26 protein-coding genes are annotated in these 24,563 nt (G+C 55.9%); 18 read left to right on the top strand and 8 right to left on the bottom strand.

What is annotated here, in order from left to right; translation table 11 throughout:
* The 3 genes from qseG to glnB all read left to right on the top strand — a co-directional run bounded on the left by qseG (position 1) and on the right by glnB (position 2,503).
* A complete protein-coding gene (qseG, locus tag ACN9MQ_RS16750; RefSeq protein ID WP_014171197.1) occupies positions 1–750 on the top strand; it encodes a two-component system QseEF-associated lipoprotein QseG in 750 nt (249 codons plus the stop codon).
* Complete coding sequence (gene glrR, locus ACN9MQ_RS16745) at positions 747–2,084, top strand: two-component system response regulator GlrR (protein ID WP_014171196.1); 1,338 nt, start codon at positions 747–749, stop codon at positions 2,082–2,084. Before qseG ends, glrR begins: the two co-directional genes overlap by 4 nt.
* An 80-nt stretch (positions 2,085–2,164) precedes the next feature.
* Entirely contained in the window at positions 2,165–2,503 is a 339-nt protein-coding gene (glnB, locus tag ACN9MQ_RS16740; RefSeq protein ID WP_003860685.1) for a nitrogen regulatory protein P-II, read from the top strand.
* Between the two features lie 95 nt (positions 2,504–2,598).
* Here glnB and hmpA read toward each other — a convergent pair whose 3' ends face one another.
* On the bottom strand, positions 2,599–3,789 hold the full coding sequence (gene hmpA, locus ACN9MQ_RS16735) for an NO-inducible flavohemoprotein (protein WP_014171194.1): 1,191 nt from the start codon (positions 3,787–3,789) through the stop codon (positions 2,599–2,601).
* A 304-nt stretch (positions 3,790–4,093) separates the two neighbouring features.
* Here hmpA and glyA point away from each other — a divergent pair, with 304 nt between their 5' ends.
* The gene (gene glyA, locus ACN9MQ_RS16730; protein ID WP_020883014.1) at positions 4,094–5,347 is read left to right on the top strand and encodes a serine hydroxymethyltransferase; all 1,254 of its coding nucleotides are present in this window, start codon (positions 4,094–4,096) and stop codon (positions 5,345–5,347) included.
* Positions 5,348–5,400: 53 nt separating this feature from the next.
* On the opposite strand, the gene ACN9MQ_RS16725 is transcribed toward glyA, so the two are convergent.
* A complete protein-coding gene (locus tag ACN9MQ_RS16725; RefSeq protein WP_014171191.1) occupies positions 5,401–5,823 on the bottom strand; it encodes a DoxX family protein in 423 nt (140 codons plus the stop codon).
* Positions 5,824–5,996: 173 nt separating this feature from the next.
* Here ACN9MQ_RS16725 and ACN9MQ_RS16720 point away from each other — a divergent pair, with 173 nt between their 5' ends.
* Entirely contained in the window at positions 5,997–7,136 is a 1,140-nt protein-coding gene (locus ACN9MQ_RS16720) for a 3-phenylpropionate MFS transporter (RefSeq protein WP_032678696.1), read from the top strand.
* Here the strand turns inward: ACN9MQ_RS16720 and csiE are convergent, their stop codons facing one another.
* Complete coding sequence (gene csiE / locus ACN9MQ_RS16715; RefSeq protein WP_014171189.1) at positions 7,137–8,414, bottom strand: stationary phase inducible protein CsiE; 1,278 nt, start codon at positions 8,412–8,414, stop codon at positions 7,137–7,139. It lies immediately after the preceding gene.
* A gap of 125 nt (positions 8,415–8,539) precedes the next feature.
* On the opposite strand from csiE, the gene ACN9MQ_RS16710 reads away from it, so the two are divergent.
* Positions 8,540–9,178, top strand: a complete 639-nt coding sequence (locus ACN9MQ_RS16710) for a DUF1007 family protein (protein ID WP_047955965.1) — start codon at positions 8,540–8,542, stop codon at positions 9,176–9,178.
* Positions 9,169–10,149 (top strand): nickel/cobalt transporter, encoded by a 981-nt coding sequence (locus ACN9MQ_RS16705; protein ID WP_426021518.1) that lies wholly within the window; start codon positions 9,169–9,171, stop codon positions 10,147–10,149. Before ACN9MQ_RS16710 ends, ACN9MQ_RS16705 begins: the two co-directional genes overlap by 10 nt.
* Positions 10,150–10,201: 52 nt before the next feature.
* Here the strand turns inward: ACN9MQ_RS16705 and suhB are convergent, their stop codons facing one another.
* Positions 10,202–11,005 (bottom strand): inositol-1-monophosphatase, encoded by an 804-nt coding sequence (suhB, locus tag ACN9MQ_RS16700; protein WP_020883019.1) that lies wholly within the window; start codon positions 11,003–11,005, stop codon positions 10,202–10,204.
* Positions 11,006–11,135: 130 nt separating this feature from the next.
* Between suhB and trmJ the strand changes: the two genes are divergently transcribed.
* From trmJ to sseB, 11 genes are all read left to right on the top strand, one after another.
* A complete protein-coding gene (trmJ, locus tag ACN9MQ_RS16695) occupies positions 11,136–11,864 on the top strand; it encodes a tRNA (cytosine(32)/uridine(32)-2'-O)-methyltransferase TrmJ (RefSeq protein ID WP_032669904.1) in 729 nt (242 codons plus the stop codon).
* A 165-nt stretch (positions 11,865–12,029) separates the two neighbouring features.
* Complete coding sequence (iscR, locus tag ACN9MQ_RS16690) at positions 12,030–12,521, top strand: Fe-S cluster assembly transcriptional regulator IscR (protein WP_020883021.1); 492 nt, start codon at positions 12,030–12,032, stop codon at positions 12,519–12,521.
* Positions 12,522–12,640: 119 nt separating this feature from the next.
* Positions 12,641–13,855, top strand: coding sequence for a cysteine desulfurase (gene iscS / locus ACN9MQ_RS16685; protein WP_020883022.1), 1,215 nt, complete (start codon positions 12,641–12,643; stop codon positions 13,853–13,855).
* 23 nt (positions 13,856–13,878) lie between these two features.
* Positions 13,879–14,265: a Fe-S cluster assembly scaffold IscU gene (iscU, locus tag ACN9MQ_RS16680; protein ID WP_003860661.1), complete on the top strand. Its 387-nt coding sequence runs from the start codon at positions 13,879–13,881 to the stop codon at positions 14,263–14,265.
* A gap of 13 nt (positions 14,266–14,278) precedes the next feature.
* Positions 14,279–14,602, top strand: a complete 324-nt coding sequence (iscA, locus tag ACN9MQ_RS16675) for an iron-sulfur cluster assembly protein IscA (RefSeq protein WP_003860659.1) — start codon at positions 14,279–14,281, stop codon at positions 14,600–14,602.
* A gap of 76 nt (positions 14,603–14,678) precedes the next feature.
* Positions 14,679–15,194: a co-chaperone HscB gene (gene hscB, locus ACN9MQ_RS16670; protein ID WP_014171181.1), complete on the top strand. Its 516-nt coding sequence runs from the start codon at positions 14,679–14,681 to the stop codon at positions 15,192–15,194.
* Between the two features lie 14 nt (positions 15,195–15,208).
* Entirely contained in the window at positions 15,209–17,059 is a 1,851-nt protein-coding gene (gene hscA / locus ACN9MQ_RS16665; protein ID WP_025203461.1) for a Fe-S protein assembly chaperone HscA, read from the top strand.
* A 1-nt stretch (position 17,060) separates the two neighbouring features.
* Entirely contained in the window at positions 17,061–17,396 is a 336-nt protein-coding gene (gene fdx, locus ACN9MQ_RS16660) for an ISC system 2Fe-2S type ferredoxin (RefSeq protein WP_014171179.1), read from the top strand.
* Position 17,397: 1 nt separating this feature from the next.
* Positions 17,398–17,598, top strand: coding sequence for a Fe-S cluster assembly protein IscX (iscX, locus tag ACN9MQ_RS16655; protein ID WP_014171178.1), 201 nt, complete (start codon positions 17,398–17,400; stop codon positions 17,596–17,598).
* A 53-nt stretch (positions 17,599–17,651) separates the two neighbouring features.
* Positions 17,652–18,938 carry an aminopeptidase PepB gene (gene pepB / locus ACN9MQ_RS16650; protein ID WP_426021519.1) on the top strand — a complete coding sequence of 429 codons (1,287 nt, stop codon included), beginning with the start codon at positions 17,652–17,654 and terminating at the stop codon, positions 18,936–18,938.
* Positions 18,939–19,034: 96 nt separating this feature from the next.
* Entirely contained in the window at positions 19,035–19,811 is a 777-nt protein-coding gene (gene sseB / locus ACN9MQ_RS16645) for an enhanced serine sensitivity protein SseB (RefSeq protein WP_025203462.1), read from the top strand.
* Between the two features lie 17 nt (positions 19,812–19,828).
* On the opposite strand, the gene ACN9MQ_RS16640 is transcribed toward sseB, so the two are convergent.
* From ACN9MQ_RS16640 to ACN9MQ_RS16625, 4 genes are all read right to left on the bottom strand, one after another.
* Positions 19,829–20,599, bottom strand: a complete 771-nt coding sequence (locus ACN9MQ_RS16640; RefSeq protein WP_014171175.1) for a MurR/RpiR family transcriptional regulator — start codon at positions 20,597–20,599, stop codon at positions 19,829–19,831.
* Positions 20,599–21,447, bottom strand: coding sequence for a 3-mercaptopyruvate sulfurtransferase (sseA, locus tag ACN9MQ_RS16635; protein WP_426262657.1), 849 nt, complete (start codon positions 21,445–21,447; stop codon positions 20,599–20,601). The genes ACN9MQ_RS16640 and sseA overlap by 1 nt, the downstream gene beginning before the upstream one ends.
* A gap of 90 nt (positions 21,448–21,537) precedes the next feature.
* Positions 21,538–22,905, bottom strand: a complete 1,368-nt coding sequence (locus ACN9MQ_RS16630) for a 6-phospho-alpha-glucosidase (RefSeq protein WP_014171173.1) — start codon at positions 22,903–22,905, stop codon at positions 21,538–21,540.
* A gap of 12 nt (positions 22,906–22,917) precedes the next feature.
* Entirely contained in the window at positions 22,918–24,462 is a 1,545-nt protein-coding gene (locus ACN9MQ_RS16625) for a PTS transporter subunit EIIC (RefSeq protein ID WP_279258521.1), read from the bottom strand.
* Between the last annotated feature and the right edge of the window lie 101 nt (positions 24,463–24,563).

The following is a 24,563-nucleotide window of genomic DNA, read 5'->3' as shown; positions in this document are numbered from 1 at the left end:
ATGAATCTATGCCTGGTGAGTATGTCACACGTCTTTTCCCGCGCCGTGCGCGCGGTGTTTTCCAGCAATATGTTTCGCCTGAGCCTGCCCTGTTTATTTCTGGCGGGCTGTGTTTCCCATGTGCCACAAAGTGCGATTAGCGATAAACAACAAGATAAATGGCCAGATAATCAGCTGGCAGATTTCCTGTCGACCCGCTGTGACGACATCTGGAATCTGTCGGGGCATGACGTCGAGAGCAATCCGCTGTTCTGGCTACGTGGAATAGATTGCGCCCAGCGTCTGGCGCCGGTTGAGGCGCGTTCGCAAGCGGCGATGCTCAGTGACGATACCTGGCAGGACGCGTTCAAGCGTGGAATTTTACTCGCGGATGCGAAAATCACCCCCGTCGAGCGTCGCACCAACGTCACGCGGCTGGACACGTTTGTCGGAAATCTTCCGGCGCAGGTGCGCCCGGTGTATCAGCTCTGGCGTGATGGTCAGGCGTTACAACTGCAGTTGTCTGAAGAGCGTTTTCGCTACAGCAAATTACAGCAATCCACCGACAGCGAGCTAGATACGCTGCGCCAGCAGGAGCAGCACTTGCGTGCTCAACTGGATACCACGACGCGCAAGCTTGAAAACCTGACCGACATCGAAAGACAGCTCTCGACGCGTAAACCGGCCGGAAATTATCTGCCTGACGCGCCAAAAGGGTCAGCCGCGACGCCAGACGGTGATGCGCAGAAACAAGAGGATGTGAAGCCATGACAAGCCGAAAACCTGCCCATCTCTTACTGGTGGATGACGATCCGGGGCTGTTAAAGCTGCTGGGGATGCGTCTGGTCAGTGAAGGCTACAGCGTGGTGACGGCGGAAAGCGGGCAGGAGGGGCTGAAAGTCCTGAGCCGCGAGAAGGTTGATCTGGTGATTAGCGACCTGCGAATGGATGAAATGGATGGCCTGCAGCTGTTCGCGGAGATCCAGAAGCAGCAGCCTGGCATGCCGGTGATCATCCTGACGGCGCACGGATCGATTCCGGATGCCGTTGCCGCGACGCAGCAGGGGGTATTCAGCTTCCTCACCAAGCCGGTAGATAAAGATGCCCTCTATAAGGCTATCGACAGCGCGCTTGAGCACGCGGCTCCGTCGAATGATGAAGCGTGGCGGGAGTCTATCGTCACCCGCAGCCCGATTATGCTGCGTCTGCTCGAACAGGCCCGGATGGTGGCGCAGTCAGACGTTAGCGTGCTGATTAACGGCCAGAGCGGTACCGGGAAAGAGATCCTTGCCCAGGCTATCCATAACGCCAGCCCGCGCAGCAAAAACGCCTTTATCGCGATTAACTGTGGTGCGCTCCCTGAACAACTGCTTGAGTCTGAACTGTTTGGTCATGCCCGCGGGGCGTTCACCGGGGCGGTGAGCAGCCGGGAAGGGCTTTTCCAGGCGGCAGAAGGCGGCACACTTTTCCTGGACGAGATTGGCGATATGCCGGCACCGCTGCAGGTCAAATTGCTGCGTGTTTTGCAGGAGCGAAAAGTGCGCCCCCTCGGCAGTAACCGCGATATCGATATTAACGTGCGTATCATTTCGGCCACGCACCGCGATTTACCAAAGGTCATGGCGCGCAACGAGTTTCGTGAAGATCTCTACTACCGTCTGAACGTGGTGAACCTGAAAATTCCGGCACTGGCCGAGCGGGCGGAAGATATTCCGCTGCTGGCAAACCATCTTTTGCGCCAGGCGGCCGATCGGCATAAGCCTTTTGTCCGGGCGTTTTCCACCGATGCGATGAAACGGCTGATGGCCGCAAGCTGGCCGGGCAACGTGCGCCAGCTGGTGAACGTTATTGAACAGTGCGTGGCGCTGACCTCGTCACCCGTCATTAGCGACGCACTGGTGGAGCAGGCGCTGGAAGGGGAAAACACCGCGCTGCCGACGTTTGCAGAAGCGCGTAATCAGTTCGAACTGAACTATCTGCGCAAGCTCCTGCAGATAACCAAAGGCAACGTAACCCATGCGGCGCGTATGGCCGGGCGCAACCGTACCGAGTTCTACAAGCTGCTCTCCCGCCATGAGCTGGAAGCAAACGATTTTAAAGAGTAGTACCGCAAAATCTGAATGAGTATGATACTGTGAGCAACCGATTACGAAGCAGCTTACAGGCAAGAGTTTAAGGACCCACCATGAAAAAGATTGATGCGATTATTAAACCTTTCAAACTGGATGATGTGCGTGAAGCGCTGGCGGAAGTGGGCATCACCGGGATGACAGTGACGGAAGTGAAAGGTTTTGGTCGCCAGAAGGGCCACACCGAACTTTACCGTGGCGCAGAGTACATGGTGGACTTTCTGCCAAAAGTGAAAATTGAAATCGTGGTGAGCGACGATATCGTGGATACCTGTGTGGATACCATTATCCGTACGGCGCAGACCGGCAAAATTGGCGACGGTAAAATCTTCGTCTTTGATGTGGCACGCGTGATCCGTATCCGTACCGGTGAAGAAGACGACGCCGCGATTTAATCGTCAGTACCTGATTCCTGATTCAGCCGGGTGGCGCTATGCTTACCCGGCCTGCAAAACCTCACCGGCCGGGAAAGTGTAGCGCCATCGGGCGATTACAGTACTTTATGCGGCCCGAAACATTCGTAATGAATGTTGTCTTTATTCACACCCAACTCCACCAGCTGCTTCGCGGCATACTGCATAAACGCGACCGGTCCGCAGACGTAAAACTGCATCTCCGGCGCGCTGAATGCCCCCTCGTGCTGACTCAAATTCATCAGACCTTCGCTGTCAAAGCGTGCGGCTGCACGGTCGGCATCCGTCGGCAGACGATACCAGGTATGGGCGGTAAAGCGTGGCAGACCGGAAGCCAGCGCATTCACTTCATCGGCAAACGCGTGCACTTCACCGTTCTCGGCGGCGTGGAACCAGTTTACCTGCGCGCTGTGGTTTGATTTAGCGAGGGTGTCGAGCATCGCCAGCATTGGCGTCTGACCCACCCCGGCTGAGATCAGGGTAACCGGCGTATTCGCCTCAACCGCCATAAAGAAGTCGCCCGCAGGCGCGGCCAGATGAACCACATCACCCACGTTAGCCTCGTTATGCAGCCAGTTTGATACCTGGCCGCCATCTTCGCGTTTTACGGCAATGCGATAACGTTTACCGTCTGGTTTGCGGGTCAGGGAGTACTGGCGAATCTCCTGGTGCGGGAAACCTTCAGGCTTCAGCCACACGCCCAGATACTGCCCCGGCTGATAATCAGCGACCGGCTTGCCATCCACTGGCTCGAACTCAAAACTGGTGATGAGCTGGCTGCGCGGCGTTTTCTCGACGATGCGGAAAGCGCGGGTACCTTCCCAGCCGCCTGTCTTACTGGCGTTTTCGCTGTAGATCTGCGCTTCACGGTTAATGAACACGTTTGCCAGCACGCCGTAGGCTTTCCCCCACGCATCCAGCACCTCCTGGCCCGGGCTAAACATCTCATCCAGTGTGGCCAGCAGATGGCCGCCGACGATGTTGTACTGCTCGGGTTTGATCTGGAAGCTGGTGTGCTTCTGCGCAATTTTTTCCACGGCAGGCAGCAACGCCGCCAGATTTTCGATATTACTGGCGTAGGCTGCGATGGCGTTAAACAGAGCTTCGCGCTGATCGCCGTTACGCTGGTTGCTCATGTTGAAAATCTCTTTCAACTCCGGGTTATGCGTAAACATACGATCGTAGAAATGGGCGGTGAGTTTCGGGCCGGTTTCGACCAGCAGGGGAATAGTGGCTTTAACTGTGGCGATGGTTTGAGCGTCGAGCATAGCAGCGTCCTTCAGTGGTGTTTTTAATGATGTATTTTAAATGCATCTTATAAAAAATACCCCTGCGTTGTAAATGGTTCTTTGCAACGTGAAAAATATGCATCACAAACCTGAAAAGAAATCCGTTGAAAATGATGAGGGCTTTATTCCTCAAACCCTTGCGTGGCGGGTAGGAAAACGTTTGCGTAAAATCGTTTGTCAAGACCTGTTATCACAGAACTAATCAGTTATACTGTTGCCCGTCGTCCAACAGGACTGCCTTTTCAGGCCAAAATTTTATTGTTAGCTGAGTCAGGAGATGCGGATGTTAAAGCGTGAAATGAACATTGCCGATTATGATGCCGAACTGTGGCAGGCTATGGAGCAGGAAAAAGTACGTCAGGAAGAGCACATCGAACTGATCGCCTCCGAAAACTACACCAGCCCGCGCGTAATGCAGGCGCAGGGTTCTCAGCTGACCAACAAATACGCTGAAGGTTACCCGGGCAAACGCTACTACGGCGGTTGCGAGTACGTTGATATCGTTGAGCAACTGGCCATCGATCGCGCTAAAGAACTGTTTGGCGCCGACTACGCTAACGTACAGCCGCACTCTGGCTCTCAGGCTAACTTCGCGGTCTACACCGCGCTGCTGCAACCGGGCGATACCGTTCTGGGTATGAACCTGGCGCAAGGCGGCCACCTGACTCACGGCTCTCCGGTTAACTTCTCTGGCAAACTGTACAACATCATTCCTTACGGCATTGATGAGTCCGGTAAAATTGACTACGAAGACATGGCGAAGCAGGCGCAGACCCACAAACCGAAGATGATTATCGGCGGTTTCTCTGCTTACTCCGGTATTGTTGACTGGGCAAAAATGCGTGAAATTGCAGACAGCATCGGTGCTTACCTGTTCGTTGACATGGCGCACGTTGCCGGCCTGATTGCTGCAGGCGTTTATCCGAACCCGGTTCCGCATGCTCACGTTGTGACCACCACCACGCACAAAACCCTGGCGGGCCCACGCGGTGGCTTGATCCTGGCAAAAGGTGGCGACGAAGAGCTGTACAAAAAGCTGAACTCTGCCGTATTCCCAAGCGCGCAGGGCGGCCCACTGATGCACGTTATCGCGGCGAAAGCGGTGGCGCTGAAAGAAGCGATGGAGCCAGAGTTTAAAGTTTACCAGCAGCAGGTTGCTAAAAACGCCAAAGCGATGGTGGAAGTCTTCCTGAACCGCGGTTACAAAGTGGTTTCCGGTGGTACTGAGAACCACCTGTTCCTGCTGGACCTGGTTGATAAAAACCTGACCGGTAAAGAAGCTGACGCTGCCCTTGGCCGCGCCAACATCACCGTGAACAAAAACAGCGTGCCAAACGATCCGAAGAGCCCGTTCGTGACCTCCGGTATCCGTATCGGTTCTCCGGCTGTTACTCGCCGCGGCTTTAAAGAAGCGGAAGTGAAAGAGCTGGCAGGCTGGATGTGTGACGTTCTGGACAATATCAATGACGAAGCGGTTATCGAGCGCGTTAAAGGTAAAGTTCTGGAAATCTGCGCACGCTTCCCGGTATACGCATAATCTTTCTGTTTGCAGAAATAAAAAAGGCCGCGATTGCGGCCTTTTTTTATGGGTTAACGCCGGTCAAGGGAGAGGGCTCCCGGTCCCACTATCGCCAGTAAAATAAACGCTCCGGCAATACTGATATTCTTGTAGAAGTTAATCATATTCGGCATGACGGCATCACCGGTCATATCCCAGTAGTGGTGGCCGATAATCGCGGTACCCAGCGTGTAAAATACAAAGAGTACGGCAACAGGGCGGGTGAAAAAGCCCAGCACGATCAGGATGGCGGCAGGCACCTCCATTACCACCGCAATAATGGCCGCCAGCATGGGCATGGGTGTACCCAGCGACGTCATATATTGTACGGTCCCGCTAAACCCCGTCAGTTTTGGATAGCCGAAGATAATAAACAGTACGACAAGCGCGATACGACCTATTAACAGCAACAGGTGACGTGCCTGGCCGAAATCTAAATAGCGAAGTGAGTTCATGGCAGAAATACCTCTGCAAGTGGAGTAATTTAAACGTAATACACATTTTCATTCCCTGCCATAAGTCAGATGACTGCACAATATGTTAAATTTTCGTTAATTTATAGCAGGCTATCGACTTGCTTAATTTTTGTATTCTCGCCAGACTATGGCCTCCATTTCGGGAGGGATTCATGGTCTTGCATTCCACGCGCTGGCTGGCGCTCAGTTATTTCACCTATTTCTTTAGCTACGGTATTTTTCTGCCTTTCTGGAGCGTCTGGCTCAAGGGGATCGGCCTGACGCCCGAGACCATAGGTATCCTGCTTGGCGCTGGTCTGGTGGCACGTTTCCTGGGAAGCCTGCTGATCGCACCGCGCGTCAGCGATCCCTCCTTGCTGATTAAGGCGGTACGCATTCTGGCGCTGTTGACGCTGGTCTTTGTCGCCTGTTTCTGGGTGAGCCACCAGTTTGCATGGCTGATGGTGGTGATGGTCGGTTTTAACCTCTTTTTCTCGCCGCTGGTTCCGCTGACGGATGCCCTGGCAAACACCTGGCAAAAACAGATAACGATGGATTATGGCCGCGTGCGGCTGTGGGGCTCAATTGCCTTTGTCATCGGCTCTGCACTGGTGGGTAAACTGGTTAGTCTTTACGATTACCGTGCGATCCTTGCGCTGCTGAGTATCGGCATTGCCTCCATGCTGCTGGGGATGCTGTTGCGTCCATCGGTAATGCCGCAAGGTGAGAGCCGTCATCAGGAAAGTGCCGGCTGGCCGGCCTGGCGAAGCCTGGTGGCACAAAGCTGGCGTTTCCTGGCCTGCGTCTGTCTGCTGCAGGGCGCGCACGCGGCGTACTATGGTTTCAGCGCCATCTACTGGCAGGGGGCAGGGTACTCCGCATCTGCAGTGGGTTACCTGTGGTCGCTTGGTGTGGTCGCTGAAGTGATTATCTTCGCGCTGAGCAAAAAGCTGTTCCGGCGCTTCGGCGCGCGCGATCTGCTCCTGCTTTCTGCAGTCTGTGGTGTCGTACGGTGGGGCATTATGGGCTGGACGACGGAACTGCCGTGGCTGATCGTGGCGCAAATTCTGCACTGCGGCACCTTCACGGTATGTCACCTGGCGGCCATGCGCTATATCGCCGCGCGTGAAGGCGGGGATGTCATTCGGTTGCAGTCGGTTTATTCGGCGGTGGCGATGGGCGGCAGCATTGCGGTGATGACGGTCTTTGCGGGCTTCCTTTACCAGCATCTGGGACACGGGGTCTTCTGGGTCATGGCGCTTGTCGCCCTACCGGCGATGTTCGTTCGTCCTAAAGTCGCCGCGCGCGCATAGCTACGATTCCAGCATGGCGCGAATATGTTCTTGCTGCTGCGTGTTCAGCGTCTCAACGGCGTGGATCAGCGGTGGTGAGAACAGGGGCAGGGCGGTCGGATAAGGGGTGATGACCAGCGCCGCTTCGCGCGGTGCCCCCTCTTTCTGATAGGCCTGCAGCGTCTGATATCGAATGTTGAGCGGCAGCAACGTCAATTCGCGCAGTTGCTGCTCTATCACGTCCTCACAGGATTTATCCTCTCCCGTCAATAACACCACCTGCTTCTCATGCAGATCGGTCTCCTGCATCAGCCAGGCGCCGAAAATGACCGCCACCAGGCTCATCTCTTCATCAGAAAAACGCAGCCCGAATTCCGCTTCCAGCTCAAACAACGCCTCTTTGGTGGTGCGTAACAGGCGGGGGTAGAGACGATGGATCTCTTCCGGCAGGCTATTGTCGATGCCTATCTCAAACAGCGAACGGTCCAGCGCCTGGGCCAGATGAATATAAAGCTGATCGGTCAGCCCCTGTTCATCGCTGAAGTTCATCCCGGTTTGCGCCCGAAAACGGGCGACCATGCGCACAATCGCCCGACGCAGGCGCTGATCCTGCTGATGCTTATCAAGCACAGGGTCAGGGGTGCGCAGCATCATAAACAGCAGTGCAAGAAACAGTTGTTCATCGCTGTGGGTCCCTTGTGGCACACGGCGTTTCCAGTGACGAACAATCTCCTGAGCGGTGAAATATTCCCCTCTTGATTGCGTCCAGTTACGCTGCACCGATGAAAACTGCGGGGTATTCCCCAGATGATGCTGCATCAGGCAATACTGCAGATAGAGCTGCAAAAACTGTACGTCCCGGCAATCAAACGGCCGCTGAAGCTTGCGCGAGCAGAAGCTGATCAACGCCCGCAGGTTGGTATCGTCATAGAGAGGACGGGCAATGCCCTGCTGTTTAAGCGCGGTTTTCAGCGCGGGGGTAAACTGATGCGAAACGAATTGCGGACACAGCCGCATAGCCCTGCGCAGCCAGTGCAGCAGGCATAAACGTTGATTCAGGGCTGAGCCTTCAATCCGGTAGCTGCCGTCATGGTACGTGACGATGTCGAGCCGGTGATAGCGCTGGATTTCATCGCGCGTCTCGGCTATATCTTGCCGTGCCATAGCGTCGTCCACGCCATTGGCAGCGATAATGCTCTGTGCGGTAACGGCAGCATCGGGCAGGTAAAGCATTAAAAGCACCTGGCAGCGGCGCTGCGAACTGGAAAGCACAGATGGAATTTCAAGCGTCGTCATCATCTGTCGGGTATCCAGTGGGAATGTTTGATAAGAATAGCTAAAGGATGGGCGCTGAAAAGCGCGCCGGCAGGCCTTTCACTCAGGATTGCTGACGAACATCACAGAATTTATGACGTGAGGAATTGATGCAAACAGTTAAACAAAGCGCAATGGCGTTATTTTTGACGGTGATCCCCTTTGCTGTCGTCGCGCATCCTCACAGTTTTATCAGCCTGAAAACCGAGCTGGTAACGGACGGAACGCAGCTCAGTGGCCTGAAAATGCGCTGGACGATGGATGAAATCACCTCGGCTGACCTGCTGTACGATGCCGGGAATGCAAAACCCGGGGATGAAATCTGGAAAAAGCTGGCGGCGGAAGTGATGGCCAACGTGCTTGGTCAGCACTATTTCACCGAGTTCTGGCATAACGGACAAAAAGTGAAATTTATGAATCGGCCGACGGAATATGGCATGACCCGCGACGGACATCAGGCGGTACTGACGTTTGTCCTGCCGCTGGCGCATCCGCAACCGCTGGCTGGGCAGACCTATACGTTTTCCACCTTTGATCCCACTTACTATGTCGATATGCATTACGCAGAGGGGAGTGATGTGACGCTACCGGCAGCCCTGCAAAAAACCTGCAAGATGGCAATGCACACGCCAAAACCGAGCGAAGAGACGCTCAATTTTGCGGTCTCTCTCGATAAAGAAGATGCACCACCCGAAGACATGGAGCTGGGTAAACAGTTCGCACAGCAGGTGACGTTGCAATGTCAGTGATCGCGTCTCCGGCACGAAAATCACGCCGCTGGCTTCATCTCTGGCCGCTGGCGCTCTTTTTGCTGCTGGCCGTGTGCGGCGCGTTGTGGCTATGGCACGCCTGGCCGCAGATGATGATGAAAAGCATTGTCTGGCAGCGCGAGGTCAACCAGCAGATGAGTGGCTTACTGAAGGCGGTGGCGGAAAACCCGACGAAGGCAGGCGGTTCTCTTCTGGCCTTCAGTTTTCTCTACGGTGTCCTGCATGCGCTGGGGCCGGGACACGGCAAAATCGTGATCGCGACCTGGCTTGCGACCCATCCGTCCAGGCTCAAATCAAGCATTGGGTTGACCCTCGCATCTTCGCTGCTTCAGGGCGGCGTGGCGATTGCGCTGGTGGTGGTCGTCCTGTCGTTATTACGCCTTCCTGCTCGTCAGCTGCATATCAGCAGTTTCTGGCTGGAGAAGGGCAGTTACGCGCTGGTCGGTGTGCTGGGCTTGCTCCTGTGCTGGCGGGCACTGAAAAAACTGCGGGCTTTACTGCACAAACCCCAGTTCAGGGCTTTTACGCCGCACCATGAACACACTGCGAACTGCGGCTGTGGGCATCAGCATCTGCCGACGCAGGCGCAGCTGCAGAACGGTGATGACTGGCGAGCGCGGCTGATGGTTGTGCTCTCAATGGGCATGCGTCCGTGTTCAGGGGCAATCATGGTGCTGCTGTTCAGTAAGGTGATGGGTGTATTTGGCTGGGGAATGCTCTCGGCATTGGCCATGGCGGCCGGGACGTCACTCACGATTTCGTCACTGGCACTGCTGGTGCACAGTTTCCGTCAACTGGCGGTCAAACTCAGCGGCAATAAAACGCCGGTGCTGTGGCGGCAGGTCGGATGGACAACGCTCGCGCTGGCGGGCGGGATGATTCTGCTGGTGGCTGCGGTAACGATGTGGATGAGCGCGGTGCCGGTGGGAAGGGGATTAAGGCCGTTTTAGTCAGGTACAGCATGGTGCCCTTTCCCGGCGGGAGAGGGCACCGCAGGCTGGATTAACGCTTCAGCGCGTCGCTCAGCTCATCACGCATGTTTGCCAGCATGGCTTTAACAACACGTGGGTTACCTGCAACGATGTTGCCGGTCGTCAGATGGTTGTGGCCGCCGGTGAAATCGCAAACAATGGCGCCTGATTCACGCGCGATCAGCTCGCCCGCTGCAAAATCCCACGGCTTCAGTGACAGCTCAAAGTAACCGTCAACGCGACCGGTAGCCACATAGGCCAGGTCCAGCGCGGCAGAACCGGTGCGACGGAAGTCCGCGCATTCGGTGAACAGTTTGCCCAGAATATTCATGTAAGTGGTTGCGTGCTGCTTCGCCTTGAACGGGAAGCCGGTCGCCAGAATGGTACCGTCGAGGTCGCGTGCATTGCTGCAGCGCAGACGGTAGCCGTTCAGCTGCGCGCCCTGACCGCGGGTCGCGGTGAACAGTTCGTTACGCATTGGATCGTAAACCACGGCGACTTCAGTACGGCCTTTAATGCGTACAGCGATAGACACGGAGAAGTGTGGCAGACGTTTGACGAAGTTGGTGGTGCCATCCAGTGGATCGATAACCCATTGAACATCCTGATCGGTACCTTCAAGTTCACCGCTTTCTTCGGTGATGATGGTGTGCTGCGGGTAAGATTTGCGGATGGTATCGATAATAATCGCTTCAGCGGCTTTATCGACGTTGGTTACGAAATCATTGCTGCCTTTCTGGCTGGTTTCAACAGAATCTGGCGTTTCGTAGTGTTTGGCAATTACATTACCCGCCTTGCGCGCTGCGCGCACGGCGATGGTCAGCATCGGATGCATCGGTCTCTCTCACTGGATGTTAAAGAACGGGAAAATCGGCGCAGAGTATAGCAGCGAGATCGGAATATGTCTCTCGTTTATGATAATATGGACGAATATTCTTCAGACACAGAATCCAGACATTAAAACTATGCTGCAAAACATTCGAATCGTGCTGGTCGAAACATCGCACACTGGCAATATGGGCTCCGTAGCCCGCGCTATGAAAACCATGGGCTTAACGAACCTGTGGCTGGTTAACCCACTGGTGAAACCCGACTCACAGGCTATCGCTCTGGCTGCGGGTGCCAGCGATGTCATTGGTAACGCGCAGATCGTGGATACCCTGGACGAAGCCCTGGCAGGGTGCAGTCTGGTGGTCGGGACCAGCGCCCGCTCCCGTACACTGCCGTGGCCGATGCTGGATCCGCGTGAATGCGGTCTGAAAAGCGTCTCTGAAGCCGAACAGGCTCCTGTAGCGCTGGTGTTTGGCCGTGAACGCGTGGGCCTGACCAACGATGAACTGCAGAAGTGCCATTACCACGTGGCCATTGCCGCTAACCCGGAATACAGCTCCCTGAACCTGGCAATGGCCGTTCAGGTCATTGCCTATGAAGTGCGTATGGCGTGGCTGGCGACGCAGGAAAAAGCAACGGCAGAGCCGCAGGAAGAGGCCGTCTACCCGCTGGTGGACGATCTGGAGCGCTTCTATGGTCACCTGGAGCAGACCCTGCTCTCTACCGGTTTCATCCGTGAAGGTCACCCGGGGCAGGTAATGAACAAGCTGCGCCGCCTGTTTACCCGTGCACGTCCGGAAAGCCAGGAACTGAACATTCTGCGCGGGATTCTGGCTTCGATTGAGCAAAAGAATAAAGAGTAGTGCCCATCCTGGTGATACGGCACGGAAGGTTAAATACCTGACTAAAACAGTCAAGTAAATAGTTGACCATTTTAGTCAGGAATGTCAGACTTGGCCCTGCTATGCAATACCCCCATTTTACTATAAAAAACCCCGGGCAGGGGCGAGTTTGAGGTTAAGTAAGACATGAGACTGACATCTAAAGGGCGTTATGCCGTGACCGCGATGCTGGACGTTGCGCTCAACTCCGAAGCGGGCCCGGTTCCGTTGGCTGATATTTCTGAACGACAAGGGATCTCCCTCTCCTATCTGGAGCAGCTGTTCTCCAGACTGCGTAAAAATGGACTGGTTTCCAGCGTTCGTGGCCCAGGCGGCGGTTATCTGCTGGGTAAAGACGCGGGCAGTATTGCAGTTGGCGAAGTGATCAGTGCCGTTGACGAATCCGTTGATGCGACCCGTTGCCAGGGTAAAGGCGGCTGCCAGGGCGGCGATAAGTGCCTGACCCACGCGCTGTGGCGCGACCTGAGCGATCGTCTGACCGGCTTCCTGAACAACATCACCTTAGGTGAACTGGTAAATAACCAGGAAGTTCTGGATGTCTCAGGCCGTCAGCACAGCCAGGACTCCCAACGCAGCACCCGCGGGCAGGACGCGATCGACGTCAAATTACGCGCGTAATAAAAAGATAAGTATTTCAGAATCAGGCCGGAGCGTTCGCTCGCTCCGTGTACTCGGTCGTACATCCAGCCGGTTGCCTGATTCCTTGCATTGAAGCGATGTACGGAGTTTATAGAGCAATGAAATTACCGATTTATCTCGACTACTCCGCAACCACGCCGGTGGACCCGCGTGTTGCCGAGAAAATGATGCAGTGTCTGACCCTGGACGGAAACTTTGGTAACCCAGCTTCCCGTTCACACCGTTTTGGCTGGCATGCTGAAGAGGCGGTAGATATCGCCCGTAATCAGATTGCTGACCTGGTGGGTGCCGACCCGCGTGAGATTGTATTCACCTCCGGTGCGACCGAATCCGATAACCTGGCGATCAAAGGTGCGGCCAACTTTTATCAGAAAAAAGGCAAGCACATCATCACCAGCAAAACCGAACACAAAGCCGTGCTGGACACCTGCCGTCAGCTCGAGCGTGAAGGTTTCGACGTGACTTACCTGGCACCACAGAGCAACGGTATCATCGACCTGAAAGAGCTCGAAGCGGCCATGCGTGATGACACCATCCTGGTCTCCATCATGCACGTAAACAACGAAATCGGCGTTGTGCAAGATATCGCGACCATCGGCGAAATGTGCCGTGCGCGCGGCATCATCTACCACGTAGACGCCACCCAGAGCGTGGGCAAACTGCCTATCGATCTGAGCCAGCTGAAAGTGGACCTGATGTCCTTCTCCGGCCACAAAATCTATGGCCCGAAAGGTATTGGTGCACTGTACGTTCGTCGTAAACCGCGTATCCGCATCGAAGCACAGATGCACGGTGGCGGTCACGAGCGCGGTATGCGTTCCGGTACGCTGCCTGTTCACCAGATCGTGGGTATGGGCGAAGCTTACCGTATTGCGAAAGAAGAGATGGAAACCGAGATGGCGCGCCTGCGCACGCTGCGTAACCGTCTGTGGGATGGCGTGAAAGATATGGAAGAAGTGTATCTGAACGGCGATCTCGAACAGGGCGCACCAAACATTCTCAACGTCAGCTTCAACTATGTTGAAGGTGAATCGCTGATTATGGCGCTGAAAGACCTGGCGGTTTCTTCCGGTTCTGCCTGTACGTCTGCAAGCCTGGAGCCATCCTATGTGCTGCGCGCACTGGGCATGACTGACGAGCTGGCACACAGCTCTATCCGTTTCTCTTTAGGTCGTTTCACTACCGAAGAAGAGATTGACTACACCATCAAGCTGGTTCGCAACTCCATCGGTCGTCTGCGTGACCTTTCTCCACTGTGGGAAATGTTCAAGCAGGGCGTGGATCTGAACAGCATTGAATGGTCACATCACTAATCGGTACATAAGGAGAATTCAACATGGCATACAGTGAAAAAGTTATTGATCATTACGAGAACCCGCGCAACGTTGGCTCTTTTGACAACAGCGACGAAAGCGTAGGTAGCGGTATGGTCGGTGCGCCAGCGTGTGGCGACGTGATGAAGCTGCAGATTAAAGTCAACAATGAAGGTATCATTGAAGACGCGCGCTTCAAGACCTACGGCTGCGGTTCTGCTATCGCCTCCAGCTCCCTGGTCACCGAATGGGTGAAGGGCAAGTCTCTGGACGAAGCACAGGCAATCAAGAACACGGATATTGCTGAAGAACTCGAACTGCCACCCGTGAAAATTCACTGTTCTATCCTGGCAGAAGACGCGATCAAAGCCGCCATTGCGGATTACAAAAGCAAACGTGAAGCAAAATAATTGAGGTTTGAGTATGTCGATTACCCTTAGCGACAGCGCTGCCGCGCGAGTAAGCTCTTTTCTGGCGAACCGTGGTAAAGGCTTTGGCCTGCGACTGGGCGTACGTACCTCCGGCTGTTCTGGTATGGCTTACGTACTGGAGTTTGTTGACGAACCGGCGTCTGATGACACCGTATTTGAAGACAAGGGCGTGAAGGTGGTGGTCGATGGCAAAAGCCTGCAATTCCTCAATGGCACTCAGCTGGACTTTGTAAAAGAAGGCCTGAACGAAGGGTTCAAATTCACGAACCCGAACGTCAAAGACGAGTGTGGTTGCGGCGAAAGCTTCCACGTTTAACCGCGCGTCATCCGAAACCCCACCGCAGGACTCCTGTGCGTGGGGTTTGTTCTAACAGGCTACCCCTGAGATTGTTATGGATTACTTCACTCTCTTCGGACTACCCGCTCAATACCCGATTGATCTGCAGGCGCTGACGATCCGCTTCCAGGATCTGCAGCGTCAGTATCATCCGGATAAATTCGCCAGTGGTACTCAGTCAGAGCAATTGGCTGCGGTATCGCAATCTGCGACCATCAATCAGGCCTGGCAGACGCTGCGCCATCCACTGTCTCGCGCTGAGTATCTGCTCTCGCTTCATGGCTTTGATCTGGCGAGTGAACAGCACACCGTGCGTGATACGGCGTTTTTGATGGAACAGCTGGAACTGCGTGAAGAGCTGGATGAGATTGAACAGGCCAAAGATGAAGCGCGTCTGGAAAGTTTCATCAAGCGCGTAAAAGGCATGTTCGATACCCGCCATCAACTGATGGTGGAGCAACTGAACAACGAGACCTGGGATGTGGCGGCAGACACTGTGCGCAAACTCCGTTTTCTCGATAAACTGCGAAGCAGTGCTGAACAACTCGAAGAAAAGCTGCTCGATTTTTAATTTCGGAAGCAATTATGGCCTTATTACAAATTAGTGAGCCTGGCTTAAGTGCCGCACCGCACCAGCGTCGTCTGGCGGTAGGTATTGATCTGGGCACCACCAATTCTCTCGTGGCGACCGTGCGAAGCGGCCAGGCGGAAACGCTGGCTGACGAGCAGGGCCGTCATCTGCTGCCTTCCGTGGTCCACTACCAACAGCAGGGCCACGCGGTTGGCTACGACGCACGCGCGAACGCCGCGCGCGATCCGGCAAACACCATCAGTTCCGTAAAACGCATGATGGGCCGCTCCCTCGCCGATATTCAGACCCGTTATCCGCATCTGCCGTATCAGCTGCAGGCCAGTGAAAACGGCCTGCCAATGATTGCCACGACAGCGGGGCTGCTGAACCCGATCCGCGTTTCTGCTGATATCCTCAAAGCGCTGGCGGCGCGTGCTACGGCAACGCTCGGCGGCGATCTCGATGGCGTGGTCATTACCGTTCCGGCCTACTTTGATGATGCACAGCGTCAGGGCACCAAAGACGCGGCGCGTCTGGCGGGACTGCACGTTCTGCGCCTGCTGAACGAACCGACGGCGGCCGCCATAGCCTACGGCCTGGACTCCGGTCAGGAAGGGGTGATCGCGGTTTACGATCTGGGGGGCGGGACCTTTGATATCTCTATCCTGCGCTTAAGCCGTGGGGTGTTTGAAGTGCTGGCTACCGGCGGTGATTCTGCGCTGGGTGGCGATGACTTCGACCATCTGCTGGCCGATTTCATTCGCGAGCAGGCGGGTATTCCCGATCGCAGCGATGCACGCGTGCAGCGTGAACTGCTGGACGTGGCCATCGACGCGAAAATCGCGCTGAGCGATGCGCAGTCTGTCACCGTCAACGTGGCGGGCTGGCAGGGGGAAATTACCCGGGAACAGTTTAACGACCTGATCGCGCCTTTGGTGAAACGCACTCTGCTGGCCTGCCGTCGCGCACTGAAAGATGCGGGCGTTGAGGCTGACGAGGTGCTGGAAGTGGTCATGGTTGGCGGCTCCACGCGCGTACCGCTGGTGCGTGAACGGGTGGGCGAATTCTTTGGCCGCACGCCGCTGACGTCCATCGACCCGGATAAAGTGGTTGCCGTGGGCGCGGCTATCCAGGCGGATATTCTGGTCGGCAACAAGCCGGACAGCGAGATGTTGCTGCTGGATGTTATTCCGCTCTCTCTGGGGTTAGAAACCATGGGGGGACTGGTGGAGAAAGTCATTCCGCGTAACACCACCATTCCGGTGGCGCGTGCACAGGAATTCACCACCTTCAAAGACGGCCAGACCGCGATGTCCATCCATGTGATGCAGGGCGAGCGCGAGCTGGTGCAGGACTGTCGTTCACTGGCGCGCTTTGCGCTGCGCGGTATTCCTGCGCTGCCTGCGGGCGGTGCACATATTCGCGTTACCTTCCAGGTGGATGCGGACGGCCTGCTGAGCGTCACGGCGATGGAGAAATCCACCGGCGTTGAGTCGTCTATCCAGGTGAAGCCGTCCTACGGCCTGACCGATGGTGAGATCGCCTCCATGATTCAGGATTCAATGAGCTACGCCGAACAGGATGTGAAGGCGCGTATGCTGGCAGAACAGAAAGTTGAAGCCGCACGCGTGCTGGAAAGTCTGAACGGTGCGCTCGCTGCCGACGCCGCGCTGTTAAGCGCCGCTGAGCGTCAGGTGATTGACGAGGCTGCCGCGCGCTTAAGCGCAGTGGCCGAAGGCAATGATGCTGATGCAATAGAAGAAGCCATTAAAAACGTTGATAAACAAACCCAGGACTTTGCTGCTCGCCGCATGGACAAATCTGTCCGCGTCGCGCTGAAAGGCCAGTCCGTGGACGAGGTTTAATATGCCAAAGATTGTTATTTTGCCTCATGCGGACCTCTGTCCGGATGGTGCTGTTCTGGAAGCGAAGACCGGTGAGACCATTCTCGATGTTGCCCTGCGTAACGGTATCGAAGTGGAACACGCCTGTGAAAAATCCTGTGCCTGCACAACCTGCCACTGCATCGTGCGTGAAGGTTTTGACTCTCTGGCCGAGAGCACCGAAGATGAAGACGACATGCTGGATAAAGCATGGGGTCTGGAGCCAGACAGCCGTTTGAGCTGCCAGGCTCTGGTGACCGATGAAGATCTGGTCGTGGAATTCCCACGCTACACCATCAACCACGCACGCGAGCACTGATATGGGACTGAAGTGGACTGACAGCCGTGAAATCGGCGAAGCGCTCTACGACGCTAACCCGGATCTCGATCCTAAAACCGTACGCTTCACCGATATGCATCAGTGGATCTGCGATTTAGACGATTTTGACGACGATCCAAACGCATCCAATGAAAAAATTCTGGAGGCGATTCTGTTAGTCTGGTTAGATGAAGCAGAATAAATCACCTTACGGGCTGCCTTCAGGCGGCCCGTTTGCTAATAAGGATAAATAAAATGACCGAAGCGATGAAGATTACGATCTCGAATCAGCCTGCTGACGCGCGCTGGGGCGAGAAAGCCACCTACAGTATCAACAACGACGGTATTACCCTGCACCTGACTGGCAACGATGATTTGGGTCTGATCCAGCGCGCGGCGCGTAAAATTGATGGTCTGGGCATTAAACATGTCACCCTGGACGGCGAAGGCTGGGATATCGACCGCAGCTGGGCATTCTGGGCGGGTTACAAAGGACCGAAAGGCAGCCGTAAAATCGAGTGGGCGACGCTCGACGAAGCGGGTCAGAAAGAGCTGGAAAGCCGTCTGACCATTATCGACTGGGTGCGCGATACCATTAACGCCCCGGCAGAAGAGCTGGGTCCTGAACAACTTGCGCAGCGCGCCGTTGACCTGCTGTGCGGCGTGGCTGGCGACAAAATGTCTTACCGCATCACCAAAGGTGAAGACCTGCGCGAGCAGAACTATATGGGGATCCACACCGTGGGTCGCGGTTCCGAGCGTCCTCCGGTATTGCTGGCGCTGGATTACAACCCAACCGGTGATAAAGCAGCACCGGTATTTGCCTGCCTGGTCGGGAAAGGCATCACGTTCGATACCGGCGGTTACAGCCTGAAGCAGAGCGCGTTCATGGACTCCATGAAGTCCGATATGGGCGGCGCGGCAACCATCACCGGCGCGCTGGCGTTTGCCATTACGCGCGGTCTGAACAAGCGCGTGAAGCTTTACCTGTGCTGTGCGGACAACATGGTGAGCGGTAATGCCTTTAAGCTCGGCGACATTATTCGCTACCGTAACGGTAAAAACGTGGAAGTGATGAACACCGATGCGGAAGGTCGTCTGGTGCTGGCCGATGGTCTCATCGACGCGTCTGCGCTGAAGCCAGAGCTGATTATCGACATGGCGACCCTGACCGGTGCGGCGAAAACCGCGCTGGGCAACGACTACCATGCGCTGTTCAGCTTTGACGACAAACTGGCAGCCCGTCTGCTGGCAAGCGCGGCCGCGGAGAACGAACCGTTCTGGCGTCTGCCGCTGGCCGAATTCCACCGCAGCCAGCTGCCGTCTAACTTCGCCGAACTGAACAATACCGCGAGCGCAGCCTATCCGGCGGGTGCGAGCACGGCGGCCGGCTTCCTGTCTCACTTCGTTGAGAACTATCACGAGGGCTGGCTGCACATCGACTGCTCCGCAACCTACCGTAAAGCGGCCGTTGAGCAGTGGTCTGCAGGGGCAACGGGACTGGGCGTGCGTACTATCGCGAACCTGTTGACTGCCGAGTAATTGTCTTTGTCCGGCGGCGCTGTGCTTGTCCGGGCCTACGGTTTTGTAGGCCTGTTAGCCTTGCGCCAGCCGACATTATGTTGAAGTAGCCAAACTATGTCTGAAACGAAAAACGAATTAGAAACTCTGCTGGAACAGGCGGCGACCGAGCCCGCCCACCGTCCGGCATTTTTCCGCACGTTGCTGGAGTCCACCGTCTGGGTTCCGGGTACCGCAGCGGAAGGCGAACAGGTTGTTGAAGACAGCGCGCTGGACCTGCTCCACTGGGAGAAAGACGACGGCACGTCGGTGATCCCGTTCTTCACCTCGCTGGAAGCGCTGCAGCAGGCCGTTGAAGACGAGCAGGCGTTCGTGGTGATGCCGGTGCGCACTCTCTTCGAAATGACGCTGGGCCAGACCTTGTTCCTCAACGCCAAACTGCCAACCGGGAAAGAGTTCACGCCGCGTGAAATCAACCATCTGATTGGCGAGGAGGGCAACCCGCTCAGTACGCAGGAAGTGCTGGAAGGGGGCGAAACGCTGCTGTTGTCTGAAGTAGCCGACCCCCCTGCGCAGATGATTGATTCGCTGACCACGCTGTTCAAAACCCTCAAACCCGTGAGGCGCGCGTTCCTCTGCTCTGTTAAAGAGAGCACGGATGAACAGCCGGTACTGCTGATTGGCATTGAAGCAGACGGCGATATCGAGGAGATTATTCAGGCTGCGGGCAGTGTTGCCACCGATACGCTGCCGGGTGATGAGCCGATCGATATCTGTCAGGTGAAGAAGGATGAGAAGGGCATCAGCCACTTTATTACCGAGCACATCACGCCGTTTTACGAGCGTCGCTGGGGCGGATTCCTGCGCGATCTCAAAACCACCCGCATTATCTGATTACGCGGGGTGATTTTTCACCCCGTCGCTTCCAGCAGCAGTAAATCCATCAGCAGGACCAGATTCGACTCAAACGACGTCACGCCAGCGGCTTCTGCGGCGTAATGTACCGCCTCGTCATATAAAGCAAAGTGCAAATCTGCCATTCCCGCCAGCGTATTGGCCGAAGCGCGCGTAAAAGCCACGACCGTCATACCCACGTTTTTAGCGATCCGCGCTTTATCCAGCACCTGTTCGGTTTCACCGCTGCGTGAGACGGCGATAAACACCTGATACCGCGCAGCGTTGCTGAGGAAAATGTTCCGGCTATCGCCCGGCCCGGAAATAAACGCCGTTTTGCCCAGCACCTGCAATTTCTTGGTGAGGTACTCGGCGAAGAGATAAGAGAAGCCGGCGCCATAAAGAAAGAAGCTCTCTTTCTGGCGCAGCAACGTCGAAAATTGCGCGCGCTTCTCCTGCGTTACCCACTGAAAGGTTTGCTGATAGTTCGCGATAAATTGACTGAAAAGCGCCGGCAGTTCGGGGCGCTGTTGTGCCTGCGCGGCGATATACGGCGTCTCGGTTAACAGCTGTTTGCAGTGCCAGATAAATTCGCTGAAACCGCTGAAGCCTAATTTCTGACACAGACGCATAATGGTGGCGGTTGAGACGAACGTCGCCTGCGCCAGTTCGCGCACCGTAATATTGCCCACCAGCAGAGGATGCTCTGTGAGGTGGGCCAGCACGCGATATTCCGCGCGGGTCAGTGACGCCCCGCGCGTTAACAGCGTGGCCAGACGGTTATCCATTATTTGGCCGGTTCAACGGGCAAATCGTCTCGTGCACCCCATTCACTCCAGGCGCCATCATAGAGCGTCACGTCGTTTACACCGAGTGTGGCGAGCGCCAGAATCACCACGCAGGCCGTGACGCCGGACCCGCAGCTGGCAATAACTGGACGATGCAAATCCACGCCCTGACGATCAAAAATGGCGCGCAGCTCATCGGTCGTTTTTAATTCACCTTCAAATACCAGATCGCCCCACGCCACATTCAACGCGCCGGGAATATGGCCGCGCTTCAGCCCCGGACGCGGTTCATCCGCCTGGGCGTTAAAGCGCGCTGCAGGGCGGGCATCGACAATTTGCGCCGTTTTTTCATGGCTGACCACCAGCACGTCGGTCAGACGTTTTACCTGATGCGCATCAAACGTCGCGTCGAACTCGCCTTCCGGCAGCGTCACGTCGCCCTGCTGCAATGGCAGTTCATCACGCTTCCAGCCCGCGAGACCGCCCGCAAGAATTGAGACTTTCTCCACGCCAAAGTTTTTCAGCATCCACCAGGCGCGCGGTGCGGAGAAGAGGTTACCTTCATCGTAAACCACGAGGTGTTTGTCACGATTAACGCCAAGTTCGCGCATCGCCACGGAGAACGCTTCCGGGCGCGGCAGCATGTGCGGGAGAGGGGAGTTATGGTCGGACAGGGCTTCAATATCAAAAAATACCGCGCCCGGCAAATGCCCTGCGCGGTATTCTGCGACCATATCGCGAAGGTGTTCCTGCCCGGCAGGTGCCATACGCGCGTCAATAATCTGTACTTCCGGATCGTCACCGTGCTCAATCAGCCAGTCGGCGGCGACAAAATATGAGGTGGACATGGGTTGCCTCCATTCTTTTCCGTAAAAAAGGATTGTCGGTGTTTTTTCTGACACCGACAAGCAAACCACATTCAACTCGCGAGCACGACCCTATTTTTTCACCGCTTCACCGTTCTGCCAGGCTTTTTGCAGCGCAGGCCAGTAGTCACGGTTGGCGTCAATCATGTCATCGAGAATCGCTTTTGCGTGCTCCATGGTAGGCACGGTACGGTTCAGGGTGAACGCCTGCAGTGCTTTTTCGTAGCTGCCTTCAATGGTCGCTTCCACCAGCAGCTGTTCAGAGGCGAGCTGCTGCTGAAGCAGCGTCTGATGGAACAGCGGGACCCGACCCACGCGGATCGGCTCTGGCCCTTCAGAGGTGATGTAGGCCGGGACTTCCACCACCGCATCGTACGGCAGATTGGTTATCGCCCCGCGGTTTTCCACCATTACCAGATGGCGCTGACGCAGGTTAAATGCCAGCGAGCAGGCGACATCGACAATAAACTCGCCGTGGACGCCCACGTGGAAGGCATCCGGTAAAATCCCGGTACGCTTATACTCTTCTGCGGCGGCAAACAGCTTTTTCTCACGCCCGTTCATCACTTCGTTCGCGCGGGTGTAGTCCGGGTTCTGATGCTCCACAATCTGGTTTGGCATCAGGTAGTACTGCAGATAGGGGTTTGGCAGATATTCCGGGAAGTTATCCATGATGGGCTTGATGTTGCGCCAGGTTTTCACCCACGACGGATCCGAGTGCTGCGGGTCGGTTTTGGCCGCATCTTCCGTCAGCAGGCCGAACCTCGCGATATGCCGACGCAGTTCCGGCAGCTTGTCCTCGCCGTCCACCCGCACGCGGGTAAACCAGCCGAAGTGGTTCAGACCAAAGTAGTCCACCTCCAGCTTGTGGCGGTCCACACCCAAAATGGCCCCCATGTTACGCATCGCCGCCACTGGCATATCGCAGATATTAAGCACGCGGGCGTCCGGTCGCAGGCGGCGCACCCCTTCCGCAACGATCGCTGCCGGGTTGGAATAGTTCACGATCCAGGCTTTTTCATGCGCGTAGCGATCCACCAGATCGATCAGCTCGACCATCGGCAGGATCGTGCGCAGGCCGTATGCCAGCCCGCCAGGACCGCAGGTTTCCTGGCCTACCACGCCGTGGCGCAGCGGGATCTTCTCATCCTGCTCACGCATTCTGTACTGGCCGACACGCATCTGGGCGAAGACAAAGTGCGCCCCGCTGAACGCGACTTCCGGGTCTGTGGTCACGGTGAAGGTAATGCTCTGGCTATGGTCGCGAATGACCTTCTCCACCACCGGTGCAATGGTGTTCTGGCGTGCTTCGTCGATATCGTAGAGGCGAATCTCGGCCAGCGGGAAGTCCTGCAGGCGTACCATCAGGCTTTTCACGATACCTGGCGTATAGGTGCTGCCGCCACCGGCAATCGACAGAATAAAAGGGGGTGTAAACATCTTTAGCTCCTCTCAGAGAAACGTCTCAACGGCTTCTCGCATTTTTTTGACATGCAGCCCGTAGACCACCTGAACGTTGTTACCTTGTTTGATAATCCCTTTCGCGCCGGTCGCTTTCAGGCGCGGCTCGTCGATGATGGAGACATCCTTCACCGTGACGCGTAAGCGGGTGTAGCAGTTATCCACTACCTCAATGTTTTCCCGGCCTCCCAGCCCCACCACGATGGATTCACCCAGCCCGTCATTGTTCCCCTTCGCCTGATACTCCTGTTTGCTGTACAGGCGCGTCTCCTGATCGTCATCCTCGCGTCCCGGCGTCTTCATGTTGAAGCGCAGGATCAGGAAGCGGAACACCACAAAATAGAGCGCGAACATGATGAGCCCGACCACGATGTACATCGGCCAGTTGGACTTCTCCGTGCCGAGCGGCAGGTTATAAAGAATAAAATCGATAATTCCGTTAGCGCCGATGGCATGAACACCGAACAGGGAGAAAAGCATCATGCCGATGCCGGTCAGCGCCGCATGTACCACAAACAGCAGCGGAGCGACGAACAGGAACGAAAACTCAATCGGCTCGGTAACGCCCACCAGCAGAGAGGTTAACGCTGCCGGGATCAGGATGGCTTTGGCTGCCGCTTTGCGCTCCGGCCTGGCGGTCATGTACATCGCCAGCGCCGCCGCGGGCAGGCCAAACATTTTGCTGATGCCGCGCGCGTCCCACACTACCGTGCTGCTCAACTGCTTCACTTCCGGACAAGCCATTTCGGCGAAATAGATATTGCGTGCGCCCTGATAAACCGTGCCGCATACCTCTTGCGTCCCCCCAAGTTCGGTATACAGGAAGGGGGTATAGACCAGATGATGCAGGCCGGTCGGCACCAGAATGCGTTCCAGGAAGCCGTAAATGGCCACCCCAAAAGGCCCGGAACCTTTGATCGCCAGCGCCAGTGCGCTGATGCCATGCTGGGCAAATGGCCACAGTTCGCTCATCACGACGCCGAGCAGCATTGAGACAGGAAGCATGACGATGGCGACGAAACAGTGGCCGGAATAGATGGCCATCGCGCCGTTAAACTGTACGCCGGAGTATTTGTTGTACAGGTATCCGGACAGCGCCCCGGTCAGGATCCCGGCGAAAACGCCCATCTCCAGCACCTGCACGCCCAGCACCATACTTTGCCCGGCGGCTTTCATCTGGTCAGCGGGAGCCAGTTCGCCCTGGAGCTGCAGCGTAACGTTCATCGCGTTAATGAAAACAACGAAGGTCACCAGGCCGATCAGGGCCGCATAGCCTTTATCACGCGTGGCCAGGCCAATCGGTATCCCGACGGCAAAGACCAGCGCCAGGTTAACTAGAACTGACACGGCCGATTTCGCGATAAGCTGACCAATATGCTGAATCAGCGGATGGCCGAGAAACGGCACATACTCTGCGAGGTTACCGTTCCCCAGGACGTTACCGAATGCGATAAACAGACCGACGATCGGTAAGATAAGTACCGGTCCGTACAACGATTTTCCGAAATTTTGTAGGGCGTTCACGGCTCGTTTCATGACTGTCTCTCTTAGTGAACCGCGCACTCGGGGTGCGTCTTGAGCTTAAAGCTAGCAGGCTAAAGGCGAGGTAATCCAGCTATCTTCTTGTTTTAAAAACA

This window comes from Enterobacter sp. R-25 (genome assembly GCF_049913205.1).
GTDB classification, from domain to species: domain Bacteria; phylum Pseudomonadota; class Gammaproteobacteria; order Enterobacterales; family Enterobacteriaceae; genus Enterobacter; species Enterobacter ludwigii.
The sequence above is the reverse complement of the archived record's forward strand: the minus strand, read 5'-3'. Positions and strand labels throughout refer to the sequence as shown.